Source organism: Ferrovibrio sp. MS7 (assembly GCF_038404985.1).
Lineage (GTDB): Bacteria > Pseudomonadota > Alphaproteobacteria > Ferrovibrionales > Ferrovibrionaceae > Ferrovibrio > Ferrovibrio plantarum.
Genome location: NZ_JBBKBA010000004.1, coordinates 231,951 through 257,178, shown reverse-complemented (window position 1 = coordinate 257,178; position 25,228 = coordinate 231,951). Strand labels below are relative to the sequence as shown.

22 protein-coding genes are annotated in these 25,228 nt (G+C 64.7%); 9 read left to right on the top strand and 13 right to left on the bottom strand.

Annotated elements, in window-relative coordinates:
* Positions 1-13 precede the first annotated feature (13 nt).
* Positions 14-742 carry an ABC transporter permease gene (locus V6B08_RS21740; protein WP_341984857.1) on the top strand — a complete coding sequence of 243 codons (729 nt, stop codon included), beginning with the start codon at positions 14-16 and terminating at the stop codon, positions 740-742.
* Between the two features lie 137 nt (positions 743-879).
* On the opposite strand, the gene tkt is transcribed toward V6B08_RS21740, so the two are convergent.
* The 3 genes from tkt to V6B08_RS21725 all read right to left on the bottom strand — a co-directional run bounded on the left by tkt (position 880) and on the right by V6B08_RS21725 (position 5,475).
* Positions 880-2,895, bottom strand: a complete 2,016-nt coding sequence (gene tkt, locus V6B08_RS21735) for a transketolase (RefSeq protein ID WP_341984856.1) — start codon at positions 2,893-2,895, stop codon at positions 880-882.
* A gap of 114 nt (positions 2,896-3,009) precedes the next feature.
* Positions 3,010-4,686 carry a methyl-accepting chemotaxis protein gene (locus V6B08_RS21730; protein WP_341984855.1) on the bottom strand — a complete coding sequence of 559 codons (1,677 nt, stop codon included), beginning with the start codon at positions 4,684-4,686 and terminating at the stop codon, positions 3,010-3,012.
* Positions 4,687-4,902: 216 nt separating this feature from the next.
* Complete coding sequence (locus V6B08_RS21725) at positions 4,903-5,475, bottom strand: chemotaxis protein CheW (RefSeq protein WP_341984854.1); 573 nt, start codon at positions 5,473-5,475, stop codon at positions 4,903-4,905.
* Between the two features lie 168 nt (positions 5,476-5,643).
* Here V6B08_RS21725 and V6B08_RS21720 point away from each other — a divergent pair, with 168 nt between their 5' ends.
* The gene (locus tag V6B08_RS21720; protein WP_341984853.1) at positions 5,644-6,426 is read left to right on the top strand and encodes an HpcH/HpaI aldolase family protein; all 783 of its coding nucleotides are present in this window, start codon (positions 5,644-5,646) and stop codon (positions 6,424-6,426) included.
* Positions 6,427-6,564: 138 nt separating this feature from the next.
* A complete protein-coding gene (locus tag V6B08_RS21715; protein ID WP_341984852.1) occupies positions 6,565-6,870 on the top strand; it encodes a hypothetical protein in 306 nt (101 codons plus the stop codon).
* Positions 6,871-7,146: 276 nt separating this feature from the next.
* On the opposite strand, the gene V6B08_RS21710 is transcribed toward V6B08_RS21715, so the two are convergent.
* From V6B08_RS21710 to V6B08_RS21690, 5 genes are all read right to left on the bottom strand, one after another.
* On the bottom strand, positions 7,147-7,614 hold the full coding sequence (locus tag V6B08_RS21710) for an HPP family protein (protein ID WP_341984850.1): 468 nt from the start codon (positions 7,612-7,614) through the stop codon (positions 7,147-7,149).
* A complete protein-coding gene (locus tag V6B08_RS21705; RefSeq protein WP_341984849.1) occupies positions 7,611-8,624 on the bottom strand; it encodes an alpha/beta hydrolase in 1,014 nt (337 codons plus the stop codon). Before V6B08_RS21705 ends, V6B08_RS21710 begins: the two co-directional genes overlap by 4 nt.
* A gap of 24 nt (positions 8,625-8,648) precedes the next feature.
* On the bottom strand, positions 8,649-10,124 hold the full coding sequence (locus V6B08_RS21700; RefSeq protein ID WP_341984848.1) for a sensor histidine kinase: 1,476 nt from the start codon (positions 10,122-10,124) through the stop codon (positions 8,649-8,651).
* 5 nt (positions 10,125-10,129) lie between these two features.
* Entirely contained in the window at positions 10,130-10,642 is a 513-nt protein-coding gene (locus tag V6B08_RS21695) for a putative pterin-binding protein (RefSeq protein WP_341984847.1), read from the bottom strand.
* A 155-nt stretch (positions 10,643-10,797) separates the two neighbouring features.
* Positions 10,798-11,571: an SDR family oxidoreductase gene (locus tag V6B08_RS21690; protein WP_341984846.1), complete on the bottom strand. Its 774-nt coding sequence runs from the start codon at positions 11,569-11,571 to the stop codon at positions 10,798-10,800.
* A 79-nt stretch (positions 11,572-11,650) separates the two neighbouring features.
* Here V6B08_RS21690 and V6B08_RS21685 point away from each other — a divergent pair, with 79 nt between their 5' ends.
* On the top strand, positions 11,651-12,526 hold the full coding sequence (locus V6B08_RS21685) for an SDR family oxidoreductase (protein ID WP_341984845.1): 876 nt from the start codon (positions 11,651-11,653) through the stop codon (positions 12,524-12,526).
* Between the two features lie 42 nt (positions 12,527-12,568).
* On the top strand, positions 12,569-13,969 hold the full coding sequence (locus V6B08_RS21680) for an aspartate ammonia-lyase (protein WP_341984844.1): 1,401 nt from the start codon (positions 12,569-12,571) through the stop codon (positions 13,967-13,969).
* Positions 13,970-13,972: 3 nt separating this feature from the next.
* Here V6B08_RS21680 and V6B08_RS21675 read toward each other — a convergent pair whose 3' ends face one another.
* On the bottom strand, positions 13,973-16,420 hold the full coding sequence (locus V6B08_RS21675; protein WP_341984843.1) for a methyl-accepting chemotaxis protein: 2,448 nt from the start codon (positions 16,418-16,420) through the stop codon (positions 13,973-13,975).
* Positions 16,421-16,759: 339 nt separating this feature from the next.
* On the opposite strand from V6B08_RS21675, the gene hutH reads away from it, so the two are divergent.
* The 4 genes from hutH (at position 16,760) to V6B08_RS21655 (ending at position 20,047) form a co-directional block, all read left to right on the top strand.
* Positions 16,760-18,301 carry a histidine ammonia-lyase gene (gene hutH, locus V6B08_RS21670; RefSeq protein ID WP_341984842.1) on the top strand — a complete coding sequence of 514 codons (1,542 nt, stop codon included), beginning with the start codon at positions 16,760-16,762 and terminating at the stop codon, positions 18,299-18,301.
* A gap of 64 nt (positions 18,302-18,365) precedes the next feature.
* Positions 18,366-18,887 carry a glycoside hydrolase family 108 protein gene (locus tag V6B08_RS21665; RefSeq protein WP_341984841.1) on the top strand — a complete coding sequence of 174 codons (522 nt, stop codon included), beginning with the start codon at positions 18,366-18,368 and terminating at the stop codon, positions 18,885-18,887.
* Between the two features lie 198 nt (positions 18,888-19,085).
* A complete protein-coding gene (locus V6B08_RS21660; RefSeq protein WP_341984840.1) occupies positions 19,086-19,541 on the top strand; it encodes a PAS domain-containing protein in 456 nt (151 codons plus the stop codon).
* Positions 19,542-19,585: 44 nt separating this feature from the next.
* On the top strand, positions 19,586-20,047 hold the full coding sequence (locus tag V6B08_RS21655; protein ID WP_341984839.1) for a DUF3237 domain-containing protein: 462 nt from the start codon (positions 19,586-19,588) through the stop codon (positions 20,045-20,047).
* On the opposite strand, the gene V6B08_RS21650 is transcribed toward V6B08_RS21655, so the two are convergent.
* From V6B08_RS21650 to V6B08_RS21635, 4 genes are all read right to left on the bottom strand, one after another.
* Positions 20,044-21,042, bottom strand: a complete 999-nt coding sequence (locus tag V6B08_RS21650) for an NAD(P)-dependent oxidoreductase (protein ID WP_341984838.1) — start codon at positions 21,040-21,042, stop codon at positions 20,044-20,046. The two genes, V6B08_RS21655 and V6B08_RS21650, sit on opposite strands and share 4 nt — an antisense overlap.
* A 3-nt stretch (positions 21,043-21,045) precedes the next feature.
* Complete coding sequence (locus V6B08_RS21645) at positions 21,046-22,113, bottom strand: LacI family DNA-binding transcriptional regulator (RefSeq protein WP_341984837.1); 1,068 nt, start codon at positions 22,111-22,113, stop codon at positions 21,046-21,048.
* Positions 22,114-22,122: 9 nt separating this feature from the next.
* Complete coding sequence (locus tag V6B08_RS21640) at positions 22,123-24,009, bottom strand: TRAP transporter large permease (RefSeq protein WP_341984836.1); 1,887 nt, start codon at positions 24,007-24,009, stop codon at positions 22,123-22,125.
* A 101-nt stretch (positions 24,010-24,110) separates the two neighbouring features.
* On the bottom strand, positions 24,111-25,148 hold the full coding sequence (locus tag V6B08_RS21635) for a TRAP transporter substrate-binding protein (protein WP_341984835.1): 1,038 nt from the start codon (positions 25,146-25,148) through the stop codon (positions 24,111-24,113).
* Positions 25,149-25,228: the final 80 nt, after the last annotated feature.

The following is a 25,228-nucleotide window of genomic DNA, read 5'->3' as shown; positions in this document are numbered from 1 at the left end:
GGAGCGGCAGATAATGCGCAAGGTTACGGACTTCCTGCTGCTGGCGCTTGCCGTGCTGGTATTCTGGCAGGGCATGCATTGGTGGGCCGGCGACGAGGCGCTGACCAGCCCGGCGGAGACGGTACGCTTCGCCGTCACCCTGCTGGGGCGCAGCAACTTCTATCCGCATCTCTGGGAATCGCTTCGGGCGCTCGGCTATTCGCTGCTGATTGCTTCGCTGGGCGGCCTGGCGCTGGGCATCATGCTTGGCGCGCATAAGCCCAGCGGGCAGGTGATGGAGCCGGTGCTGGTCGGCCTCTATGCCCTGCCAAAGGTGACGCTCTACCCGCTGGTGCTGCTGCTGTTCGGCCTCGGGCTTTCGGCCAAAGTGGCATTCGGCGCGCTGCACGGCATCATCCCGGTGACGATCTTCACGCTCAATGCCGTGCGCAATATCCGCCCTGTCTATATCCGCACCGCCAAAACATTACGGCTGGATCCGTTCACCGCCGCGCGCACCGTGCTGCTTCCCGCCGCCCTGCCGGAGATCGTTTCCGGCCAGCGTATCGGCTTTTCGCTCACCCTGCTCGGCGTGCTGCTGGGCGAGATGTTCGCCTCCCAGCGCGGCTTAGGGTTCCTGCTGATGAACGCGATCAGCATCAACGATGTGCGCATGATCATGGCCATCGCGTTGATACTCTTCGCCTTCGCCGTCACGGTCAGCGCCGGGTTGCTGGCGCTGGACCGCAGGCTGCACCGGTAGGGACGCGCCCCGACATCGTCATGCCCGGACTTGATCCGGGCATCTCCTCGAGCATGACATCGGTTGCTTTGCCATGCCGGCACGAGATCCTCGGATCAAGTCCGAGGATGACGCCTTGTAGGGAAAGAGCTGCGCCCTTACAGCCGTGCCTTGGCGGCCGCCACCACGGCTTCCGGCGTGATGCCGAAATGCTGATAGAGCTTCTCGAACGGACCCGAAGCGCCGAAGCCCTTCATGCCGATGAAGGCACCGTTATCGCCGATATAGGCATCCCAGCCCTGGCGCACACCGGCCTCGATGGCGATGCGCACCGTGCCCGGGCCGAGCACGGCCTTGCGGTAGGCTTCCGGCTGCTCGTCGAACAGCTCGAAACAAGGCAGCGACACCACGCGGGTGCCGATGCCTTGCTGCTGCAGCAGGTCGCGCGCCGCCATGGCGATGGAGATTTCCGAACCGGTGGCGAGCAGGGTGACTTTCGCGGTGCCTTCCGCCGCGCGCAGCTCATAACCGCCCTTGGCCGAGAGATTCTCAGCCGTTTCAGTGACGCGCACGGCGGTGAGGTCCTGCCGGGTCAGGCAGAGCAGGGCGGGGCGGTCCTTCGAGCGCAGCGCGATATCCCAGGCTTCGGCGGTTTCCACCGCGTCGGCCGGGCGCAGCACCAGCAGGTTGGGGATGGCACGCAGCGAGGCTGTGTGTTCGACGGGCTGATGCGTCGGGCCGTCTTCGCCGAGGCCGATCGAGTCATGCGTCATGACATAGATCACGCGCTGGCCCATCAGAGCCGAGAGACGGATCGAATTGCGGCAATAGTCGCTGAACACCAGGAAGGTGCCGCCATAGGGGATGACGCCGCCATGCAGCGCCAGGCCGTTCATCGCCGCCGCCATGCCATGCTCGCGCACGCCGTAATAGATGTAGCGGCCCTTGAAGTCGCCGGGCTTCACCGGATCGAGGCCGGCGGTCTTGGTGTTGTTCGAGCCGGTGAGGTCGGCGGAGCCGCCGATGGCTTCCGGCACCACCGGGTTGATCGCTTCCAGCGCCATCTGTGACGACTTGCGGGTCGCCCATTTCGGCTTGTCGGCCACCAGCTTGGCGATATAGGCCTTGATCGTGGCGTCATACTCGGCCGGCAGGTCGCCCGTCATGCGGCGCTCGAATTCGGCGCGGTCGGCAGCGGGCAGCGTGGCGAAGGCCTTGTCCCAGGCTGCGGAGAATGCCGCGCCATTGCTGCCAGCCTGGCGCCAGGCGTTGAGGATCGGGGCCGGAATCTCGAACGGCGCATAGGGCCAGCCGAGCTTTTCGCGCGCGCCCTTGATCTCGTCGGGGCCGAGCGGCGAGCCATGCACGCCGGAGGTGCCAGCCTTCTTCGGCGCGCCGAAGCCGATCACCGTCTTGCAGGCGATCATGGTCGGCTTGTCGCTCTTCTGCGCGGCGGCAATAGCGGCGGCAACCGCTTCCGCATCATGGCCATCGACAGCGGCGGTGTTCCAGCCGGACGCCTTGAAGCGCGCGAGCTGGTCGTCGCTCACCGACAGCGAGGTCGGGCCGTCGATGGAAATGCCGTTGTCGTCGAACAGCACGATCAGCTTGTTCAGCTTGAGATGGCCGGCCAGCGAGATGGCTTCGTGGCTGATGCCTTCCATCAGGCAACCGTCGCCGGCGATCACATAGGTGAAGTGATCGACCACGGCATCGCCGAAGCGGGCGTTGAGCAGCCGCTCGGCCAGTGCGAAGCCGACCGCATTGGCAATGCCCTGGCCCAGCGGGCCGGTGGTGGTCTCTATGCCATCGGCATGGCCGAATTCGGGATGGCCGGCGGTGCGGCTGCCGATCTGGCGGAAGTTCTTCAACTCCTCCAGCGTCATGTCCTTGTAGCCGGTGAGATGCAGCAGCGAGTAGAGCAGCATCGAGCCATGGCCGGCGGAAAGGATGAAGCGGTCGCGGTTCGGCCAGGAGGGCCGGGCCGGATCGACTTTCAGGAAGCGGGTGAACAGCACCGTCGCCACATCGGCCATGCCCATCGGCATGCCGGGATGGCCGGAATTCGCCGCCTGCACGGCATCCATGGAGAGTGCCCGGATGGCATTGGCCATGTCGGCATGGCTGGCGGGAAGGGCGTGCGGGGGAACGGCGACGGTCGCGGCCTGCGTCATGGTATTGGGGAATCCGGCATATTTTCAGGAATGGCGGCGGGAAGATGCCGGGCAAAGCCCTGCACGTCAACCCGCCGAATACCCCTCCGGCCAGCCCCCATTCAGTAGAATCAATTACTTAAGCCGGAAATAACCAACGATTTCCGAGAGTGTCTGGCCCAGGCTGGCCATCTGCTGCGCCGAGGCGGTGGTCTGCTCCACCATGGCGCCATTGCGCTGGGTCATCTCGTCCATGTTGCCGATGGCCGTATTCACTTCATCAAGGCCGCGCGACTGTTCCGACGAGGCCATGGCGATCTCGGCGACGATATCGGCCACCTTCTTCACCGCGCCGACAATCTCGGTGAGCGAGGCGCCGGCCTGCTGCACCAAACCGGCGCCGCTTTTCACCTGGGCATTGGACTCGCTGATCAGCGCCTTGATGTCCTTCGAGGCGTTGGCCGAGCGCTGGGCCAGGGCGCGCACTTCCTGCGCCACCACGGCAAAGCCCTTGCCGGCCTCGCCGGCGCGGGCGGCTTCCACGGAAGCATTCAGCGCCAGCAGGTTGGTCTGGAACGCGATCTCGTCGATCAGCGCCACGATGTCGCCGATCTTGCGCGCGCTTTCCTCGATGCGGCTCACGGCGGCCACCGCCTGCTGCGCCACATCGCCGCCCTTTTCGGCGGTATCGCGGGCATCCCGGCTCAGATTGCTGGCGGCCTGGGCATTCTCGGCATTCTGCCGCACCGTGGTGGTGACTTCATGCATCGAGGCGGCGGTTTCCTCAAGCGCCGCGGCCTGGGCCTCGGTGCGCTGCGCCAGATCCTGGCTGCCGGCGGAAATTTCCGCCGAGGCATCGCGCACCTGGGTGGCGCTGGACGTGATTCGCGACACCACGTCGCGCAATTTCTCCAGCGTCTCGTTGGCGCCGTCGCGCAATTCTCCGAAGATGCCGGGATAGTCGCCTTCGACGCGGCGGCTGAGGTCGCCGCGCGCCATCGCTTCCATGGTGGCGGCGATATCGCGGGTCATGCCCTGGCATTTATCCGAGAGTGTGTTCACCGCCTCGCCAAGCTGGCGCAGGAAGCCGCTCTTGCCGGTGAGGTCCATGCGTTCGGCAAAGCCCTTGTCGCTGGCCATGGCGATGGCGGCGATCACTTCGCTTTCCAGCCGCAACTGCTCGGTGACATCGGACCATTCCACCACGGTGCCGAGCCGCGCGCCCTGACGATTCAGCACCGGATTGGCAATCAGGGTGAAGCGGCGGCCGCCCACCGTGATGCTGGTGCGATAGGTGCTGGCGAGTTTCTCCAGCAGGCCGCGCTGATGCGCCGGATTCTTGTGGAACACATCGATCTTGTTGCCGACCAGGGCATCGGGATCGAAATGCGGCAGATCCTTGCGGATATCGGCGGCGGCATTGCGCAGCAGCGCAATCACGGCGGTGTTGCAGTAGACGATGCGGTTTTCGGCATCGGCGATCATTACATTCGTGGTGGTGCCGGTCAGCGCGCTTTCGATGCGGGTCGCGGCAAGCTGGCTGTCGCGCAAGGCGGTCGCTGCAGCGGCTATAGCGCCGATCTCGTCGCCGCGGCCCTGGCCGGCGATGGCTTCCACCGCATGTCCTTCGGCCAAGCTTTGCAGTGTCGCGCTCAAGCCCTGCAGCGGTGCCGCGATATCGCGCAGCAGCAGTGTGGACAGTGCAATCAGGACGACGGCTGTTGCCAACAAGGCGAAGTTGGTGCTGCCTGGGAAATACTGATCCGTCAGGTACAGACCGAGGAACGCGAGTACAATCAGAACGGCCAGCAACAAGGATTTCGTGTTTAGTGATAAGCGCGAGAACAGCATTGACCTTCTCCTCGGATCGGGTACTGCCAGTTACGCTACCACTTCTTATAGGTCGAGTGAGCAATCGCTAACAATAGCGAAAGTTAATACGCACCTCGTTTCGCGACTAATTAGCGGCGAATGAGGTGCGTATACAGATCAGCTATCGGTGTACTGATCGTTGCGCGGCTTGAGGTGCTATTGCACACCGATGGCGGCGGGAGCGGGCTGCGACGCGATGCTCTGCAACTGCGCCGCGGCCTGGCCGGTGACCAGGCTGTCGAGGTCGATGATCGACACCATGCGCTCCTCGCGCGCCGCGATGGCGGCGAGGAAACGGTAGTCGGAGGACGCATCGGTCTCCGGCACCGCCTGCAATTCCCGATCCTCGATCGAGAGGATATCCGACACGCTATCGACCAGCAGGCCGAAGGTGCCGTTCGCCGCCACCACCACGATCACCACATGCATGCGGGTCGGCTTGGTGGTGCCGCCGCCGAGGCGGACGCGCAGATCATAGATCGGCACGATGGTGCCGCGCAGATTGATGATGCCGCGCACGAATTCCGGTGTGTTCGGCAGGTTGGTCACGTCGGTCCAGGCGCGGATCTCGCGCACACTCAGGATATCGATGCCGTAGACCTGGGTGTCAATGGCAAAGGTGAGGTAATCCTTGGCGCTGTGCAGGTTGTCACCGGCCTGGCCGCTGCGCCCGACCGAAAGGCCGCGCTGCTGTCCGGCCTGGCTCCGCGTGGCGGGAAGCTGATCCATGATTTGAGTCTCCTATCGGAGGGAATATCGTGGCCAGACTGTAGCAAAAGCCCGCCGCCCTGGTTAAGACTTTTTCGTCGCCTTTCTGCAACCCAGGCGGCCCATAAGCACATATTAACGGTTGGCATGACAGCCGGCCCCGTTAATGAACGACCCGGAGGAAACGCCATGCAGATACCCCGCAATGCCTTCAAGAAGGCGCTGGCCGAGGGCCGCCCGCAGATCGGCTTGTGGAGCATGCTGTGCTCCAATATCGCTGCCGAGATCATCGCCACGGCTGGTTTCGACTGGGTGGTGCTGGATACGGAGCATTCGCCGAATGAACTGCCGATGGTGCTGCAGCAGTTGCAGGCGATGCAGATCGATGCCAACACCGCCACGCCGGTGGTCCGCCCGGCCTGGAATGATCCGATCCTGATCAAGCGTTTCCTCGATATCGGTGCGCCGAACCTGATCCTGCCCTTCGTGCAGGATGAAAACGAAGCCGCCGCCGCCGTTTCGGCGACGCGCTATCCGCCCAAGGGTATCCGCGGCGTGTCGATGTCGCAGCGTGCCAACCGCTATGGCCTGGTGGCGGATTACCACAAGCGCGTCGAGGAGGAACTGGGTGTGCTGGTGCAGGTGGAGACACTGGCCGCCGTGAACCGCATCCCGGCCATCGCCAAGCAGGATGGCGTTGACGGCATCTTCATCGGCCCGGCCGATCTTTCCGCCGATGTCGGCCATCTCGGCAATGCGGCGCATCCGGAAGCCCAGGCGGCAATCATGAAGGCGCTGGAATTGTGCAAGGCCGCCGGCAAGCCGGCTGGCATCCTGGCGCCGAACGAGGAAGACGCGAAGCGCTACTTCGATGCCGGCTTCACCTTCGTCGCCGTCGGTGTCGATCAGGGCCTGCTGACCAAGGCGACGCGCGACATCGTGCGCCGCTTCCGCAGCCATCTCGAAGGCTGAGATTAACCATAGCATCGCCGGCGGCTCGGCCTTTTGGCAGCCACCGGCGGTGGAATTGGTGGCGGATTTCCCGCTTTTCCGCGATTAACCAAAGAAAGCGGTTGGCCCGGCGGCTCCTGGCGTTATACTTAACGCATTATGGCCGATACCATTACACCGATCCTGCCGACCAGCCCGATCTACCGCGCCACGCTTGATGCGCCGATAGGGGCTGTCGCCACGTCGAAAATCGCCCGCGTCACCGACGGTGCCGCGGCCGGCGTCGAGGTCAATCTGCAGACGATGCTGCGCATCGTGTCGGTGATCACCCGCGAGCAGCGCTCCGACAATGCCAATCCTGATCGCATCCGCGAATTCCGCGATGCGCCGGTGACCTATGACGGCAGCGGCAATGGCCGCCGCATGTCGCCGCTCGATATTAATAGAATGTTCTGGCTGGCCTAGAGCGTTTCCTCTTCATATTGAATCGCTGCGCCGTGGCGCTTTTGCGTTTTGAGGAGGAGCCCGGCGCAGGGCGTAGTGGGGCTACGGCCAAGCCGGGCGACGCGCTCAAAACGCAAAAGCGCCCGGCCCCAAAGGGGTTACGTCTGGAGGCGGCATCCGCGTCGTCGACGCGCTTGCAGGTACCCCCGGTACCTGCTGCGCACCTCTCCTAGCGGCCTACCGCCTCCAGACGCAACGCAGCTGGTTCAATATGAAGAGGAAACGCTCTAGCGGTCGCTAAAGGCCCCAGCGTGACGGCCAGGACGAACCGGGCCGCAGCCTGCTCCACAGGAAAACCCCCAGCATCACGATCCCCAGCGCCAGCAGCAGGGGGTCTAGCAGGAAGCCGAGGCCGGGCTTCACATTCAGCACGATCAGCGGATTGGCGCCGGCCGGCGGGTGCATCATGTCCGTTGCCTTCATCAGCACCGCGATCAGCGCCACGCCCAGCGCCATGCTCCAGCCATGGCTGCCGACGCTATAGAGCAGGCCGAAGCCGATCAGGGCGCCGGCCAGATGCGTGATGAGTACCACGCTGGGGCGCAGGCCTTCATGTTCGGGAAAGCAGAATAGCAGCACAGCGGTGCTGCCCAGCGAGGTGAGGGCGAGGCCATGTTCGGCGTCGATCAGCATCAGAATGAGGCCGAGTACTGGCACCATGCCGATCAGAATCCATAGAGCTTCAGCCCAGGCCGTTCGCTTCATTCACCCCGTTCCTTAGCGAATAGCGGCAGCGTGAAGGTTTCGCGGCCCGAGGGCAAGGGAGCATTTCGATCAGCGACCCAGGCCGCGACATCGCGCCACACCCGCTGGCCCTGCAAATCGCGCAGCAGCATGTGCCAGCCGGTATCGTAGAGCACGATGCGGCGGCGGCCATTGAGGCTGGCGACGAAACGCTCGACGGGTTCACGGCGGATCACTTCATCCTTGGCGCCATAGAGCAACAGCAGCGGCGGCGCATGCCCAAGCCTGGGCCCGGCGGCCAGCGCTTCGTCCATCAGGCCGACCAGGCCATAAACCGCATCGACGCGGGTGGCCTTGATCACCAGCGGATCGGCGCCGAGACGGCGCAGCATCTGGATATTGTCGGAAGCCTGGATGCCGAGGCCGCGGCCGGTCAGAGTCAGCCAGGGCAGGGTGTGGCTCATGATGCTGAGGGTGACGCGGTAGCTCAGCGGCATGGTGGCACGGCCCCACACGGCAGGCGCCACCAGGATGGCACCATCGGGTGGGCTGCTAGCGCCATCTTCAGCCAAGGCACTCAGCGTCACCGCCGCGCCCATGCTTTCGCCGAGCCAGAAGACCGGCAGGCCGGGATGGCGTTGCCGCAGCAGTGATGTCAATTCGCGCAGGTCGCTGCGCATGCGGTCGCCGCCGGCCCACAGCCCGGTATTGGCGGAGCGGCCGAAGCCGCGCTGATCCGGCGCATAGGTGGCGATGCCGTGCTCGGAGGCCCACCAGGCTGCCGGCTCGGCGAAAGCATTGCCATAATCGTTGAAGCCATGCAGCGCGATCAGCACCGCCCTGGTTTCGCGCGGTGCTGGCGGCAGCCAGCGAGTGAGCGGCAGCAGGCTGCCGTCAGCTGCACGCCAGTCCTTTTCCAGCAGGGCCGTCGGCGCCGGTTGCGTGCCCGGCGGTATAGTGGAGGACTGCAGGCGCGGGGCGCAGGCAGCCAGTCCCAGCACCAGCAGCATGGCAACCAGAAAACGCGTCATCCAAACAGGCACGTCATTATTGGGTCAATCGTTGCCAGGCGTGGACAGGATGGCACCGAAATCGGCAACGCGGCTGATCCGTTCGGGCGGGAAGCGCAGCAAGGCGGTGGTGCCGGCGCCGATCTGGCTCTTGAGCTGGATGCGTCCGCCATGCAGTTCCACCAGCCGTCGCGTGATCGGCAGGCCGAGGCCGGTGCCATCATATTGCTGCCGTACTAGCTGGCTGCCGCCGCGTGCGAAAGGCTCGAACACGCGGGCGACTTCATTCTCCGCCATGCCAATGCCGGTATCGGTGATGCTGATTTCATACCAGCCATCCGCAGCGGTGCCATGCTGCACGGTCACGCTCCCGCCCTCGGCGGTAAACTTCACGGCGTTGGACAACAGGTTCAGCACCATCTGGCGCATCGCCCGCTCGTCGGCCCATAGCGCGCCATCGCTCTGGCCGCGAGGGAAATCCACCCGCACATTCTTGGCCCGCGCCTGCACCGCCACCAGATCGAGGCAATCCTCCAGCACCATGCTGACATCGATGCGGTCTTCGTTCAGTTCGACACGCCCGGCCTCGATGCGCGACATGTCCAGGATGTCGTTGATCAGGCTGAGCAGGTGCTGACCACTCTGCTGGATCGAGCTGACATATTCGTCGTAGCGCGCATTGCCGAGCGGCCCGAACAGGCCCTGATGCATGATGTCGGCAAAGCCGATCACGGCATTCAGCGGCGTGCGCAATTCATGGCTCATCGAAGCGAGGAAGCTGGACTTGGCGCGGTTTGCCGCTTCCGCCTGGCGCCTGGCCGCCTCCAGATCGCGCGCCAGGGCTGCGAGATGGCGATGGGCCGCATCGGTGGCTGCCGCCTGGCGCAGCAGCAGGCGCGAGATCACCGCCACGATCACGGCACCAGTCACCAGCAGGCCGATCAGCAGGATATAGAGATGCTCCAGGCGCCGGTTGGTATCGGCAATGCGGATCTGGGTGAGGGTATTCGCCCGCGCCGTGAACGAACCGAAGCGCGGCGCCGCAGCGGCGAGCTGCTGCAACAGGCTGTAGCCGGCGGCATCATCGCCGGAAGTGAAGCGGGTTACGCTGCCTTCCCATAGCCGGATCTCGCTGGCTAGGCTCGCGAAATTCGGCGCCAGTTCCTGATCGCCAAGATAGACCTCGGCGCTGCGGCCCTGCTCGATGGCGGCAAGGCGGGCCAGAATGATGTCGTAGCGGACCTGCGCCTGATTGCGCGCGCGCTCCGGCGTGCCAGCCAGGATTTCCGCCACCGCGGCATCGAAGGCGAGGAATTCGGCGCGAAGCTGCGTTGCCTCGAAGATCACATTCTGCCGCATCACGCGGGTGAATTCGCGGTGCTGGAAATAGAGATAGGAGGAGATCGCGATGATGGCGATAGCGAACACCGCCGCGAAGCCGAACACGAAGCGCCGCGTGGTGCCAAGCAGGCTGCCGCGTTCGGCGACGGCGGAACTGAGGAGCGGCTCGGTGCCAGGCATCGCGTTTAGCGGATGTCCAGTCGGCGCAACTGCCAGACGGACCGGGTATAGTAGGTCTCTTGGCGCAGCTCGGACTGGCTGTCGAACGGATAGATGATGAAAAGCGGCCCCTTGTCGCGGATGGTCATGTAGGCGCCATCCAGCTTCAGCGCCACGATCAGGCCGCGCTGCAGGAAATCCGCCACCGGAACCGACGAGGCATAGTCGTTCAGTGCCACCGCCTGGACGATGCCGTCAGGCTTGGCCCCCACTGTTTCCATTAAGGCTTTGCCGGGCACGCCATCGAAGCGCACCACGCCCTTGTGCCAGGGGGTGGCGGTGCTGAAGCCGGTTTCCCCCAGCGCCTCGAGCATCTTTAAATCAAAATTCGCCACAATATTGCCCTGGGCATCGCGGCTGTTACCGCGCTGAATGGCGCCGGAAATCGTAAGGATAACCGGTCCGCCGGGCTGCGCCAGATCCTGCGCCGCCACACTGCCGAGGCCGAAGCCGGGCAGGGCGAGCAGAACGAGCAGCAATAGCGCCGGAAAATGGCGGATAGGAACGCTTGTCCACATGGCGTCCACCATACTACCGGATATTGCAGCCGCAAGGAAATGTCCGCGACCCGGACCTGATGCCGCAGCTTACATCCTTGGCGGGAATGACCGGTCAGATCACAGCGCAGGCTGGATCATAAAGTCCGGGTCAGGCCGCCATCGACATCCAGGATCGCGCCGTTGATATAGGCGGCGGCAGGCGAGGCGAGGAAGGCCACGGCCTTGGCGATTTCCATCGGCTCGCCGAAGCGTGCGACGCCCATGGCGCGCGGCATGCGCTGCGCCGCCTCGGCCTCCGTGATGCCCTGCTCCTTGGCGAAGGAGGTGATGCGCACCTTCAGCCGGTCGGTGGCAATGCTGCCCGGGTTGATCGCATTCACCCGCACACCTTCCAGCACGCCACGGTCGGCCAGTACCTTGGTCAGGTTCATCCCTGCTGCATTCACCGAGCCGCCAATGGCGAATTCGGCGCTGCCGGTGCGGCCACCGACGCCGATGATGTTCACCACGCCGCCCTGGCTGGCCTTGAGATGCGGCCAGGCAGCGCGGGTCAGGCGCATGGCACCAAAGAATTTCAGCGCGTAGCCATCGGCCCAGTCATCGTCGGTGAGCGTGAGGAAGTCGCCGCGCTTGGTGGCGCCGGCATTGTTCACCAGCAGGTCGATGCGGCCGAAGCGGCTGACCGCCGCCTGCACCAGGGCGGCGGCAGCATCGTTCGTGCGCAGATCAATGGCCTGCACCAGGCATTCGCGGTTGAGCTTGCCGGCCAGGTCCTGCAGCAGGTCGGCAGAGCGCGCCGCCAGCACCAGCTTCATGCCCTCTGCCGCCAGTTCCTCGGCGATGGCGCGGCCGATGCCCTTGCTGGCACCGGTGACGATGGCGACTTTGCCACCCAGCTCAAGCTCCATGAGGCTTCCTCCCATTTTCTGCCGTCAGTATAGTTTGCGCATACAACAAAATCCAATCGACAAAGGCCAGGGAGGCATCATGTTCCGCACCGATTTGCTTAAAGACAAGCGCATCCTCATCACCGGCGGCGGCACCGGGCTCGGCAAGGCCATGGCGAAGCGTTTCCTCGAACTTGGCGCGGTGGTTTATATCTGCGGCCGGCGCGAGGCGGTGTTGCGCGAGGCGGCGATGGAGCTGAGTGCCGCGACCGGCGGCCAGGTGCATTTCATGGCCTGCGACATCCGCGTCGCCCAGGCGGTCGACGAGATGATCGAGAATATCTGGCGCGATGGGCCGCTGGATGGCCTGGTGAACAACGCGGCGGGCAATTTCATCGCCCAGACCGAGAAAATGAGCCCGCGCGGTTTCGATGCCATCGCCAATATCGTGTTCCATGGCAGCTTCTATGTCACCCAGGCCTGTGGCAAGCGCTGGGTTCCGGCCGGGCACAAGGCCAGCGTCATCTCCATCGTCACCTCCTGGGTCTGGACCGGCTCGGCCTTCGTGGTGCCGTCGGCAATGTCGAAGGCCGGCATCGCCGCAATGACCCAGAGCCTGGCTGTGGAATGGGGGCCGAAGGGCATTCGTCTCAATGCCATTGCGCCGGGGCCATTCCCCACCGAGGGCATGACCAAGCGCCTGGCGCCGACCCCGGCGCTGGAAAAACGCATGATGGACTCGATTCCGATGCGCCGCGTCGGCGAATTGCCTGAACTTGCAAATTTCGCGGCCTTCCTGATGGCCGATGAAGTGAGCTATATTAACGGCGAGGTGATCGCCATTGATGGCGGTCAGTGGCTCAATTCAGCCGGCGGCTTCGGCAACCTGCTGGAATTGTCGGACAATGACTGGGTCGAGATCCGCGCCGCCATCGAGGCAACAAACGCCAAGGACAAATCGCAGCGCACCGTCTGAACCGTCACCTCCTGTGGCGGTGCGCCGCCTCAGGAGAGTACGATGACTGACACGCGGCTCGAGCATGACTCGCTCGGCGAGATGGCGATTCCGGCAGCGGCCTATTACGGCATCCAGACCCGGCGGGCGATCGACAATTTCCGCATCTCCGGCATCGGCCTCAATCACTATCCGAACCTGATCCGCGCCTTCGGCATGGTGAAGAAGGCCGCCGCTGCCGCCAATACCAAGCTCGGCTACCTGCCGCCGGAGAAGAATGCCGCCATTGCCGCGGCCTGCGACGAACTGATCGGCGGCCGGCTGCATGAATGGTTCACGATTGATGTGTTCCAGGGCGGCGCCGGCACTTCCACCAACATGAACGTCAACGAGGTGGTGGCCAATCGCGGTCTAGAACTCATGGGGCATCAGCGCGGCGACTACGCGCATCTGCACCCGAATGACGATGTGAATCTCTCGCAATCGACCAACGATGCCTATCCCACGGCGGTCCGGCTCGCCACTTTGCTGAGCCATGCCGAGCTTTCCGATGCGCTGCAGGCGCTGGCGGCCGAATTCCGCAAGCGCGGCGAGGATTTCTCGGCCATCGTCAAGCTTGGCCGCACCCAGTTGCAGGATGCGGTGCCGATGACCCTGGGCCAGGAATTCGAGGCCTTCGCGATCAATATCGAGGAGGATGTGGCGCGCGGCAACGAGACCGTGCGGCTGTTCCATGAAGTGAATCTCGGCGGCACGGCGGTCGGCACCGGCATCAACACCGATCCGGATTATTCCGCGTTGGCGATCGGCGAATTGGCGCGGGTCTCCGGCCTGCCCATGGTGCGCGCAGCGAACCTGATCGAGGCAAGCTGGGATATGGGCGCCTTCGTGCTCTATTCCGGCATGCTGAAGCGTGTGGCGGTGAAGCTCTCGAAGATCGCCAATGATCTGCGGCTGCTGTCATCCGGCCCGCGCGGCGGCCTCAACGAAATCAACCTGCCGCCGATGCAGCCCGGCTCATCCATCATGCCGGGCAAGGTCAACCCGGTGATCCCGGAAGTGGTCAACCAGGTCTGTTTCCAGGTGATCGGCAACGACATGGCAGTGACCATGGCGGCCGAGGCCGGCCAGCTCCAGCTTAATGTGATGGAGCCGCTGATCGTGCATAACGTGATGCATTCGCTGCAATTGCTGGTGCGCGCAGCACGCACGCTCACCGAACTCTGCGTCGCCGGCATCACCGCGAATGAGGATTATTGCCGCCGTCATGTCGAGGCCAGCATTGGCCTGGTCACGGCGCTCAATCCCTATATCGGCTACGAGCGGGCGGCGGCCTTGGCCAAGGAAGCGTTGAAAACCGGCCGCACCGTGCGCGACCTTGTGCTGGAGAAAGGCTGGGTCGATGCCGCCCAGATCGATACCATCCTCGATCTTGCCGGCATGACGCAGCCCCGCAAGCGCTAGGCCTCAGAACTCCTTCCAGTCGTCGTCGTCGCCACCGGCGGCAACGGGCGCGGGGGCCGGCCTGGCCACCGGCTTCGGCGCCGGCTTTGGCTCGGCAGGCTTTGCCACGGGCTTGGGCGCTGATGCGGCAGGTGCTGCCGCAACAGGCTTGGCGACCGGCGCTGCCTTGGTTTCTACCACCGGCTTGGCCGCCACCGCCGGCTTGGCAGCGCGCGGCGTGCCGCCACCTTCGATCTGGAAGAAGGCGACCAGACGCGCCAGTTCGCTGGCCTGATTGCTCAAGCTCTGCGCCGAGGCGGACGTTTCTTCCACCAGCGCGCCGTTGCGCTGGGTCATTTCATCCATGCTGGCAACAGCGGTGTTGATCTGATCCAGGCCGGTGGCCTGCTCGCGGCTGGCGGCGGCGATTTCGGCGACGATGTCGGTGACTTTCTTCACCGCATTGACGATTTCGCCGAGCGCCGTGCCGGCCTGGTTCACCAGGCTGGCGCCGGTCTTTACCTGGCTGTTGGATTCCGCGATCAGCGCCTTGATGTCCTTGGACGCACTGGCTGAACGCTGAGCCAGGGCGCGCACTTCCTGCGCCACCACGGCAAAGCCCTTGCCGGCCTCGCCGGCGCGTGCCGCTTCCACGCTGGCATTCAGCGCCAGCAGGTTGGTCTGGAAGGCGATCTCGTCGATCAGTGCCACGATCTCGACGATCTTTTGGCTCGAACCTTCGATGCCGCTCATGGCGCTGACCACGTCCTGCATCACGCTGCCGCCCTTGTCGGCGGCATCGCGCGCCGCCTGGCTGAGCTGGTTGGCGGCCTGAGCATTGTCGGCATTCTGGCGCACCGTGGCGGTGATCTCGTGCATGCTCGCCGCCGTTTCCTCGATGCTGGCGGCCTGGGATTCGGTACGCTGCGCCAGATCCTGGCTGCCGGACGAGATTTCCGCCGAGGCTTCGCTGACCATGGCGGCGCCATCGGCGATGCCACGCACGGTGCCGGAAAGCTGTTCCAGCGTGGTGTTGACATTGTCCTTCAATGTACCGAACACGCCGCGATACTCGCCGCGCACCCGCCGCTTGAGGTCGCCGCCGGCCATGCCGGCCAGCACCTGGCCAACTTCCTCGACAGCCGCCGAAACGCTGCCGACGAGGTTGTTGATGCCATCGGCCAAGCCCTTCATCACGCCATCGAGGTTGCTGCTGTCGATGCGCTTGGTCAGGTCGCCGGCCACTGCTGCCGTCACCACCATGCCGACCGAGCGATCAAGTTCGGCTTCCTGCTCGGCGCGGTCGCGTTCGCGCTGCTGGCGCTCCTGCTCGACCTGCTGGCGCAGCCGCTCATTATCCTCACCATTCTTCTTGAACACCTGCACCGACTGCGCCATGCGGCCAAGCTCGTCCTTGCGCTCCAGGCCGGCTACCACCGCGCTGTAATCGCCGGTGGCTAGCTGGTCCATTGTCTCGGTGAGCTTGAGCACCGGCTGGCGGATCGAGCGGCCGATCAGCAGCGCGAATACCACGGCAGCCACCAGCGCGACAGGCGCGGCCAGTGCGATGACGACCAGAGTCGCCTCGAGAGTGCGGTGCATGGTGGCTTCGTCGTCGTCCAGCGCGGCGCTGCGTTCCTTGGCCAGCGCGACGCTGACTTCGATAGCGGCCGAGGCATGCTGAGTCATGCGGTTCTGCATGTCGGTACCGATCTTGCCGATGATGGTCATCACCTGCACCAGGCTGCCGGCATAGGTCTTGGTGGCGTTGGTGATGTCGTCCGCCACGTCGCCCCTGGAAACCAGGCTGAGGCGGTCGGTCAGCATTGCGGCATCGCCGGTCACCTGATTGGTGAGCTGCATGGTGCGCGTCAGCAATTCCGGCTTCGGGCGGTAAAGGAACTGATAGGCGGTGGAGCCGATGCTGCCGAGGGTCTCGTTGACCCGCGTGGCAAGATGGGCGGTCTGGTAATCGCCGCGCGCCTCGGCTTCGTCGACCAGCTTGGGCAGGATCTGGCGCAGCTTGGTCGAGGCCGGCACGGTCTCGCGGGCGAAGATCGCGTTATAGTCGGCGCGCGCCTTCACCACTTCCTCAAGCACGGCGCCATACTTGTCCACCTGGTCGCGGATCGCGGCGAGCTGCTGGCGGTCCTTGGCGTTTGATACCGCTTCCGCCGCTTTCAGGGTTTCCGGCACTGATTTGATCAGGGCACGGGCCTTGTTGAGGCCATCCTCACTGTCGCGGTCGGTGTAGAGCAGCACATTGCGGCTGATATCGATCACATCGCGCTCGGTGCGGAACACGGCGCGGGTGGCATCCGAGGCATTGTCATAGGAATCGAACAGGTTGCTGGCATTGTTGGCACCGTAGAGGCCGGTACCGGCCACCACGATGAGCAGCAGGATGACAATGCCGAAGCCGAGATTGATTCGGCCACCGATGCTGGTGTTGGACAAGGCGCTGGTTGACATGACTTCCCCTCAATACGGCTCTGCTCGTAATGCGCTGCACCTATGGCCCCGGGCTGCAAGTTCAGCGTGCGGTCAGCATAGGCGCGTAGGCGTTATCAGGGGAAGCAGTGGAATGCGACAAAGTGATGAAGGGTGCTGCCTGCCCATGGAAGCGGCGGTGCTGCCCAGAATGGCGGCAATTGCATGGCGGCAACCGCAAGTTTCTTGCCCGGATAATGCTGTTGGAATGCGGCCATAACGCGCTGCCCGCATTCTCCGCTTGACGCTGCCGGGCCTCGTTCCTAGGCTGTCTATACATGTCTAGCATATTGCTGGACGGGCAGATTTGAGGAGACTGGCATGGCGGACTTAGTGCTTGAGCCGGGCCGGGTGAAACTGAGTGACTGGCGGCGCATTGCGGGCGAGGCGCCGCATCTTGCGCTCAAGCCGGAAGCGCGCGCCGGCGTCGAGGCTTCGGTCGCCCTGGTGGCGAAGATCATCGCCGAGGGCCGCGTCGCCTATGGCATCAACACCGGTTTCGGCAAGCTCGCCCAGGCCGCCATTCCGAACGACAAGCTGGCCGAATTGCAGCGCAACCTGGTGCTTTCCCATGCCGTTGGCACCGGCCCGCTGCTGGCAGACAATGCCGTGCGGCTGATCCTGGCGCTTAAGGCCGCCAGCCTGGCGCGCGGTCATTCCGGCGTGCGCTGGGAGGTGATCCAGCGATTGCTGGATTTCGCCAATCTCGGCCTGCTGCCCTGTATCCCGGCCAAGGGCTCGGTGGGCGCCTCGGGCGACCTGGCGCCGCTGGCGCATATGACGGCGGCGGTGATCGGTGTCGGCGAGGTGCGCTACCAGGGCCGTGTCATGCCGGCAACGGAAGCGTTGTCGGCGGCCGGTCTGGCGCCGCTGGAACTGGCGCCGAAGGAAGGCTTGGCGCTGCTCAACGGCACGCAGGTTTCCACCGCCCTGGCCTTGCTCGGCCTGTTCGCCGCCGAGGATGTGTTCGCCGCCGCCATGGTCGCCGGCCTGCTGTCGCTGGAAGCCGCCAAGGGCAGCGATGCACCGTTCGATCCGCGCATCCATGAATTGCGCGGCCAGCCCGGCCAGCGCGATACCGCGGCCTGGTATCTGGCGCATCTGCAGGGCAGCCGCATCCGGGAATCGCATCTGGATTGCAGCCGGGTGCAGGATCCGTATTCGCTGCGCTGCCAGCCGCAGGTGATGGGCGCGGCGCTGGACCTGCTGCGCCAGGCGGCCGCGACGCTCGAGCGCGAAGCCAATGCCGTCACCGACAACCCGCTGCTGTTTCCCGATGCCAATGATCCCCATGGCGGCGATGTCCTCTCGGGCGGCAACTTCCATGCCGAGCCGGTGGCCTTCGCTGCTGATATCCTGGCGCTGGCGATTGCCGAGATCGGCGCGCTGTCGGAACGCCGCATTGCCTTGCTCACCGATCCGACGCTCAGCGGCCTGCCGGCCTTCCTGGTGGCCGAGCCAGGCTTGAATTCCGGCTTCATGATCGCGCATGTCACCGCAGCCGCGCTGGCCTCCGAGAACAAGCAGTTGAGCCACCCGGCCAGTGTCGACTCACTGCCCACCTCGGCGAACCAGGAAGACCATGTCTCCATGGCCACCCATGGCGCGCGGCGGCTGCTGACCATGGCGGAAAACACCGCCGGCATCGTCGGCATCGAATTGCTTGCCGCCGCCCAGGGCATCGAATTCCATCGCCCGCTGCAAAGTTCTGAGCGGCTGGAGGCGGCGCATGCGCTGATCCGCCAGGCGGTGCCGGCTTATGACCAGGACCGCTTTTTCGCCCCCGACATCACTGCTGCCAGCACCCTGGTGCAGCAGGGCGTATTCAGGGCCTGGGTATATAATCTTATGGTGTCTATTTAAACATTGATCGCGCAATAAGGGTGTTTTCTGCTATGATGCCTTCCATTGGAACAGGGGGCATGCGATGGCGGTGTTCGACGATTGCTTCAGCTTCGTGATCGGGGTGGAGGGCGGCTACACCGACAACCCGAACGACCCTGGCAACTGGACCGGCGGCGCACCCAATCAGGGCCAGCTCAAGGGTACCAAGTTCGGCATCTCGGCTAAGGCCTATCCAGACCTCGACATTCCCAACCTGACCCTAGCCGACGCCGAGGCGATCTACCGCCGCGACTACTGGAACAAGTTGCAGGGCGACAGCCTGCCGGCGCCGGTGGCCCTGGTAGCCTTCGACAGCGCAGTGAATGCCGGCGTGCGCAATGCGGCGCGCTGGCTGCAAATGGCGGCGGGAGCCACGCCCGATGGCGTGATCGGGCCGCAGACCCTGGCGGCAGTGGCGGCGAAGCAGCCGGGCGCCGTGGTGGTGGAGATGCTGGCGCAGCGCAACGCCTATAACTATGGGCTTTCGGCTGCAGCCAGTTTCGGCCTCGGCTGGTCGCGACGGCTATTCGCTGTGTCACAGCAGGCCGCCATCATCCAGGCATAACGGCATGGTGGCGTAACCCTGCGCAATCGTGCGTTCAGGCGCAATCTCTGAGATGATTTCGGCAAGCGCGGCGCAACTTATTCCCTTCATGGTGTAGTGCCGGCGGACAAGTTGCCGCAGTGGTGCAAATCCGATTGCTTTCCGTGTCATTTGCCCCCATATGCCAGCGTAATTAGCCACATTCACTGGCGAGGCAAAGTGCTTCCTGGTCTCCACGATGCCCGGTTAGTCCGGCCGCATGACTATTGGGCGAGCAAGATTGGCTCGGATGGTACGCTGCCATGCCGCGAGGATCTTGATCCCCGGGGCATGGGCGCTGCCGTGCTGCCGTGGGTAATCCTGCTCGATGTTGTCGAGACGCCGAAGGGCCGCTATTGCCGGCGCTACCGCTATCGCGTGGTCGGTACCGAAGTGGTGGCGCGCTTCGGTTTCGACCCCACCGGCAAGCATGTCGACGATCTCGGCGATACCGAGATGATCCGCCTGGTGCACCGCTACATGGATGAGGCCGTGACCAGCCGCCAAGCCAGTGTCACGCAGACGCCCTTCATGGGCCCTGACCGCGAATTCCTCACCACCGAACGTCTGATCCTGCCGCTGCGCGACAAGGACCGGGATTGCGTCGCCAAGCTGATCGTGGTGCCCCTGGCCTAGTGTTGATAGGCTTGCTGCTGCTTTGTGGTATGCGGAGGCAGGCAATGGATCAGGAAATGCTGGCGGCGCGTCTGTTGTTCGAGGCGCGGCTGAATGTCGGCAAGCCGCGCGATATCGGCGACACGCCATTGGGCCGGCGCCGCATCGCACCGGTGGAAGGCGGCATATTCAAGGGGCCACGCCTTTCCGGCCGCTTCCTGGATGGCGCAGACTGGCTGCTGCGTCGCCCCGATGGCGTCACGCGGATGGATGTGCGCACCACGCTCGAAACCGATGATGGCGCGCTGATCTATCTGCAATACCAGGGGATGCGGGCGGGGCCGGCTGAGGTGCTGGCGCGCATCGACCGTGGCGAAGTGGTCGATGCCAAGGATTACTACATGCGCATCGTGCTGAGCTTCGAGACCGGCGCGCCGCAATATGCCTGGCTGAATGCCATTCTTGCTGTCGGCTATGGCGACCGCCAGCCGGGCGGGCCGATCTACCGGGTGTTCGAGCTGCTTTAGGCCGCCTTGATCCCCAGCCGGGCGAGGCGATGCGCCTCGGCGGCATTGACCGCGCCGGGCGGCAGCCTGCCGGCGGCGAGTGCCGCCACCTGGGCCACGGTATCGAAGGCCTGATGCGCCACGGCTTCCGGCGTCAGGCCGCCGATATGCGGCGTGGCGATCATTCCGGGCAGGGCAGCCAGGGACGGTGTCGGCATCTGGTCCGCTGCGCGGCCGACATCCATCGCCGCACCGGCGAGATGGCCGCTCTCGAGCGCCTCGCGCAACGCTGCTTCATCCACCAGTTCGCCGCGCGCCAGATTGATGAAATAGCTGCCCTTCGCCATGGCGGCGAAGCGCCCGGCATGCATCAGCTTCTCGGTTTCGGCATTGGCCGGCGCCAGGCAGACGACGAAACGCGCGCTGCTGAGCAGCACATCCAGCGCCACCTGCCGCACGCCCGGATCCTCAATGCGCTGATAGGGGTCGCTGGCCAGTACCTGCATGCCGAGTGCGCGGGCCAGGTGGGCGAGGCGGCGGCCGATGGCGCCATAGCCGATGATGCCGAGGCTGGAAGCGGATAGCTGCACGCCCATGCGGATGGCCGGCGGCTCGCCGGCACGATAGGCGCGCACTGCGTCGCTCACCCCGCGCGCCAGATCCACCATCAGGCCGATGGCGAGTTCCGCCACGGAATCGATGAAGCCGGCGGTGGCGCGCGTCACCAGCACGCCGGCCTTGCTTGCCGCCGCGAGGTCGATGGTGCGGATATCCATGGCGCAACGCAGGAAGGCAACGAGATCGGGCAGGGCGGCGAACACGGCGGCCTCGCCGGGCGTCTGGCGGTCGGAAACGATCACGTCGCAACCCTGGGCGCGCTCGATCAGTTCAGCCGTGGTCAGCGGCACATCGCCTTCATGCAGCAACACCTCGCCGTGTTGGCGCAGCGCGCTCAACGCGGCATCGCCGTAATAATTGCGGCGCGCGGCGGGGGTATGGGTCAGCAGGATACGCATGGCCTAACTCTTTGCACTCTTGCGCACCAGCTTCGCGGCGGCACGCGGCGGCGCCACGGAATCGCGCACCAGCAGGGAAGATGAGAAACGGAATTCGCCGGGCGGCGTCTGCGGTTCGGCCAGCCGCAGCATGATGCGGTCCACCATGGTGCGGGCCAGTTCCGGCAGCGGCAGCTTGATGGTGGTGAGGCGTGGCGCGGTATAGGCGCCGAGCGGGATGCCGTCCATGCCCACCACCGACATATCCTGCGGCACGCTGAGGCCTTGTTCGCGCAGGCCCGCCGTCAGGCCGATGGCCATCATGTCGTTGATCGCCACGGCGGCGGTCGGCTGTTCCGGATGCCGGGCCAGCGGCGCCGCCAGGCTTTGGCCCAACTCGGCCATTTCCTCGTCCACATAGCTCGAGCCGGTGCTGCCCTCGATCACCACGCCCTTGATGCCGGCCTTCTTGGCAGCGGCCATGAAGCCATCGCGCTTTTCGGCGCGGCTGAAGGTCCAGGCCGATGGCGTGACGAAGGCAATGCGGCGATGCCCCCGGGACACCAGGTATTCCACCGCCAGTGCCGCGCCGGCGGCATTGTCGGCGGAGACATAGTCGAGGATCGGCTCGCGGTCGCGCCGCGCATGGCTGTCGTAGCTCACCGCCACCATGCCGCGCTGGATCGGCGCCTCGAAATGGCTTTCGTCGGCAAGCGAGGAAATCACGATCACGCCGCGCACGCCCTGCGACCACAGGTCGTCGATGAAGGCGCGTTCATGCTCGGGTTTGCGGTAGGTGTTGGCGACGATGACGCGATAGCCGTGCCGGCGCCAGGATTCGCCCTCGATCTCGCGTGCCAGCAGCCCGTAGCTGGGATTGCCCATGGAGGGCACCAGCAGGCCAAGCAACTGCACGCGGCCGGTCTTGAGCTGACGCGCGGTGCGGTTCGGCTGGAAGCCGAGTTCGCTCACCGCCCGCTCCACCCGCTGCAATGTCTCGCGGCTCATGCGGTCGGTGCGGCCGTTCAGCACATTGCTGACGGTGGAGATCGAAACTCCGGCGAGCCTGGCGACGTCATTGATGGTGGACATGCGCTTTTATCAGTTGATGCCGAGACGATTCGGCAGCCAGAGGGACACGACCGGGAACAGCACCAGTATAACGATGCCGACCACCAGGATGGCGAGATATTTCGCCATCGGCCGGGCGACATCCTCGACCCGCGTGCCGGTCATGGCGCAGGTGGCGAAAAGCCCGAGCCCAACCGGCGGCGCGAACAGGCCGAGGCCCATCGCCACCACCATCACGGTGCCGAAATGCAGCGGGTTGACGCCGAGCTGCGCCGCGATGGGGGTGAGCAGCGGGCCGAAGATGATCAGCGCCGGTGCGCCTTCCAGCACGGCGCCGAAGAATACCATCACCACGGTGGCCAACAGCACGAACATGACGCTGCCATACTGATGGCCGAAATCCACCATCACCTGGGTGATCATGGTCGGGATCTGCTCGATGGTGAGCGCATAGGCGAAGCCGGAAGCGGCAGCGACGATGAACAGGATGCTGCCCGACATGGTGGCGGAATGCACGAACAGCTTCACCGTCGCCTTCCAGGTCAGTTCGCGGAAGGCGGCGCCGCCGATCACCAGGGCATAGACCACGGCGAAGGCGGAAATTTCGGTGGAGGTGGCGATGCCGGCCATCACGCCGCGCCCGATCATCAGGATCATCACCAGCGAGATGATCGAGCCGACGACAAGCTGCGTCATCGAATGCTCATGGGTGCGCAGATGCTGCGGGTCGACTTTGCCGCCGAACCAGATCGCCACGGCGGCGAGCAGCAGGGCGAGGAAGATTGCCGGGATCAGGCCGGCCATGAACAGGCCCGCCACCGAGATATTGGCGACGAAGGCGAAGATGATCATGTTGACGCAGGGCGGGATGGTTTCCGCCATTACAGCCGTGCAGGCGAGCAGGCCGGCGGCTTCGTTAGGATCCTGGCGGCTGCGGCGCACGGCCGGCATGATGATACCGCTCACCGCCGCGATATCCGCCAGCTTGGAGCCGGAGATGCCGGAGAAGATGGCGGTGGAGGCAATGATGATCAGGTTGATGCCGCCGCGCAGGCGGCCCATCAGGTGCAGCAGCAGGCCGATCAGCCGGGCCGACATGCCGTTCACTTCCATGGCGATGCCGGCCAGCACGAAGAACGGGATCGCCAGCAGCACAAAATGGTCGGCACCGGCCGCCACCTGCTGCGAATAGATCACCATTGGCAGCGACGGATCGGCAAGGAAATAGACCAGCGAGCCGAAGGCAAGCGCGAAGGCAATCGGCACGCCGACGATGACGCTGAGCAGGAAGCCGAACAGCAGCAGCAGCAGCGGCGTGACTGCGGCTTGCGGCAGCAGGTGGTTCCAGACATAGACTGCCGCGACCACCAGGGCGCAGCCGATGAAGCTCTGCAAGACCTGGGTGCGGTCGCCATCCAGGGCGTTGGCCCAGGCGAACAGGGTCATGCACAGGCTGCCGAACACCACCGGATAGGCATAGATGCCATGCGGCAGGCCGAGCGGCGTGGTCTGGTCGTGGCTTTCCATCGCCAGCGCCACCGAGGTGATGAACAGAGCCGTGGCAACGCCGGCTACGATCCAGCGGTTGATATGGCTGAGCATGCTATGCCAGGTGACCGGGAACTGGCGGTGCAGCACCTCGATGCCGGCATGCTGGCCGCGGCCGAGCGCGGTGCCGGCGCCGAAGAAGACCAGCAGCACCATCAGCGCGCGCGCCACTTCCTCGGCCCAATCGACCGGATCATGCAGGAAGTAGCGGAAGATCACCGAGGCGAATACCACCAGCACGTCGACCGCCAGGGCGATGCCGGCGGCATAGTCGAGGAAGCCGAGCAGACGGCGCAGGCCGGCACCGATGGCGCCGTAGCGCGCATAGAGCAGCGGTGCTTCCGCCGCGTTACTGGTCATCCCCGCCATGATACGTTCCCCACCCGGTGTTCCTGTGTGTTTTTTAGTTGCCGGGCCGGCCTGAGCCTGTATGTGGCAGGCCGGCCCGGATTATAGCCGCGTGGGCGCGCTTAAGCGCGCGCCTTGGCGATGATCTCGAACAGCGGCTTGGTGGCCGGATACTGCTCGGCGAATTGGGCGTAGAGCTTATCCGACATCTGCTTGCCGATGGCCTTGCGGTCGGCGGCGGGGAAGGGGGTGAAGCTGACGCCGAGCTTTTCCAGTTCCTTGATCGCTTCCTTGGCCTTGCTGTCGGCCACCGCGCGCTCGGCGATGGTCGCCTCGCGGGCGGCGGTGTGGAAGGCGTCCTTCAGGTCGTTCGGCACCTTGGCCAGGCCGCGCTTGCCGACGCTGGCGGTCATCGGGCTGAACAGGTGGTCGGTCTGCAGGCAGAACTTGGTCACTTCGTAGAAGCGGTTCGACAGCACGGTGGCGGCGTCATGCTCGAAGCCATCCACCACGCCGGTCTGCAGGCCGGTGTAGAGTTCGTTGATCGGCATTGGCGTCGGCACCGCGCCCATCAGCTTGAAGGTCTCGATGAAGGCCGGGGCGGGCAGCACACGCAGCTTCACGCTCTTGAGGCCGTTGAGGTCGGCGGCCTTTGTGCGGGTGTAGACGCTGCGGGCGCCGAAATGGAAGCCCCAACCGAGCACGCCGACGCCCTTGCGGTCCATCATCAGGTTGGCCAGCGCATCGCCCAGCCCGGCATCCAGCGCCTTGGCGCCATGCACGTAGTCATCGAACAGGAAGCCGAGATCGAGCATGCCGATTTCCGGCACGGCGGTGGCCCAGATCGAGGAACCGGTGATCATCATGTCCACGGAACCGATGATCACCTGCTGCACCACGTCGGCTTCCTTGCCGAGCTGGCCGTTGGGGAAATAGTCCAGCCGGATGCGGTCGCCAACCTTGGCCTTGAGCCGCTTCTGGAATTCCTCGAACCAGATGTAATGCGCTGCGTTCGGGTCCACCGGCATCGAGGACGAGACGCGGAAGGCGATCGGTGCCTGCGCCTGCACGATGGCGGGCGTGGCGAAAGTGGCGGCGGCGGCGAGGCCGGCGGTTGTTCCAAGGAACGCGCGGCGAGAGAGCTGCGGCTTGTGGCGCATGGTGATGTTTCCTTCCCGAAAGGTTTTGTTGTTTTTGGTAAAACGTTTTACTAAATCGTTTTATTAGCCTATCGGGCGGA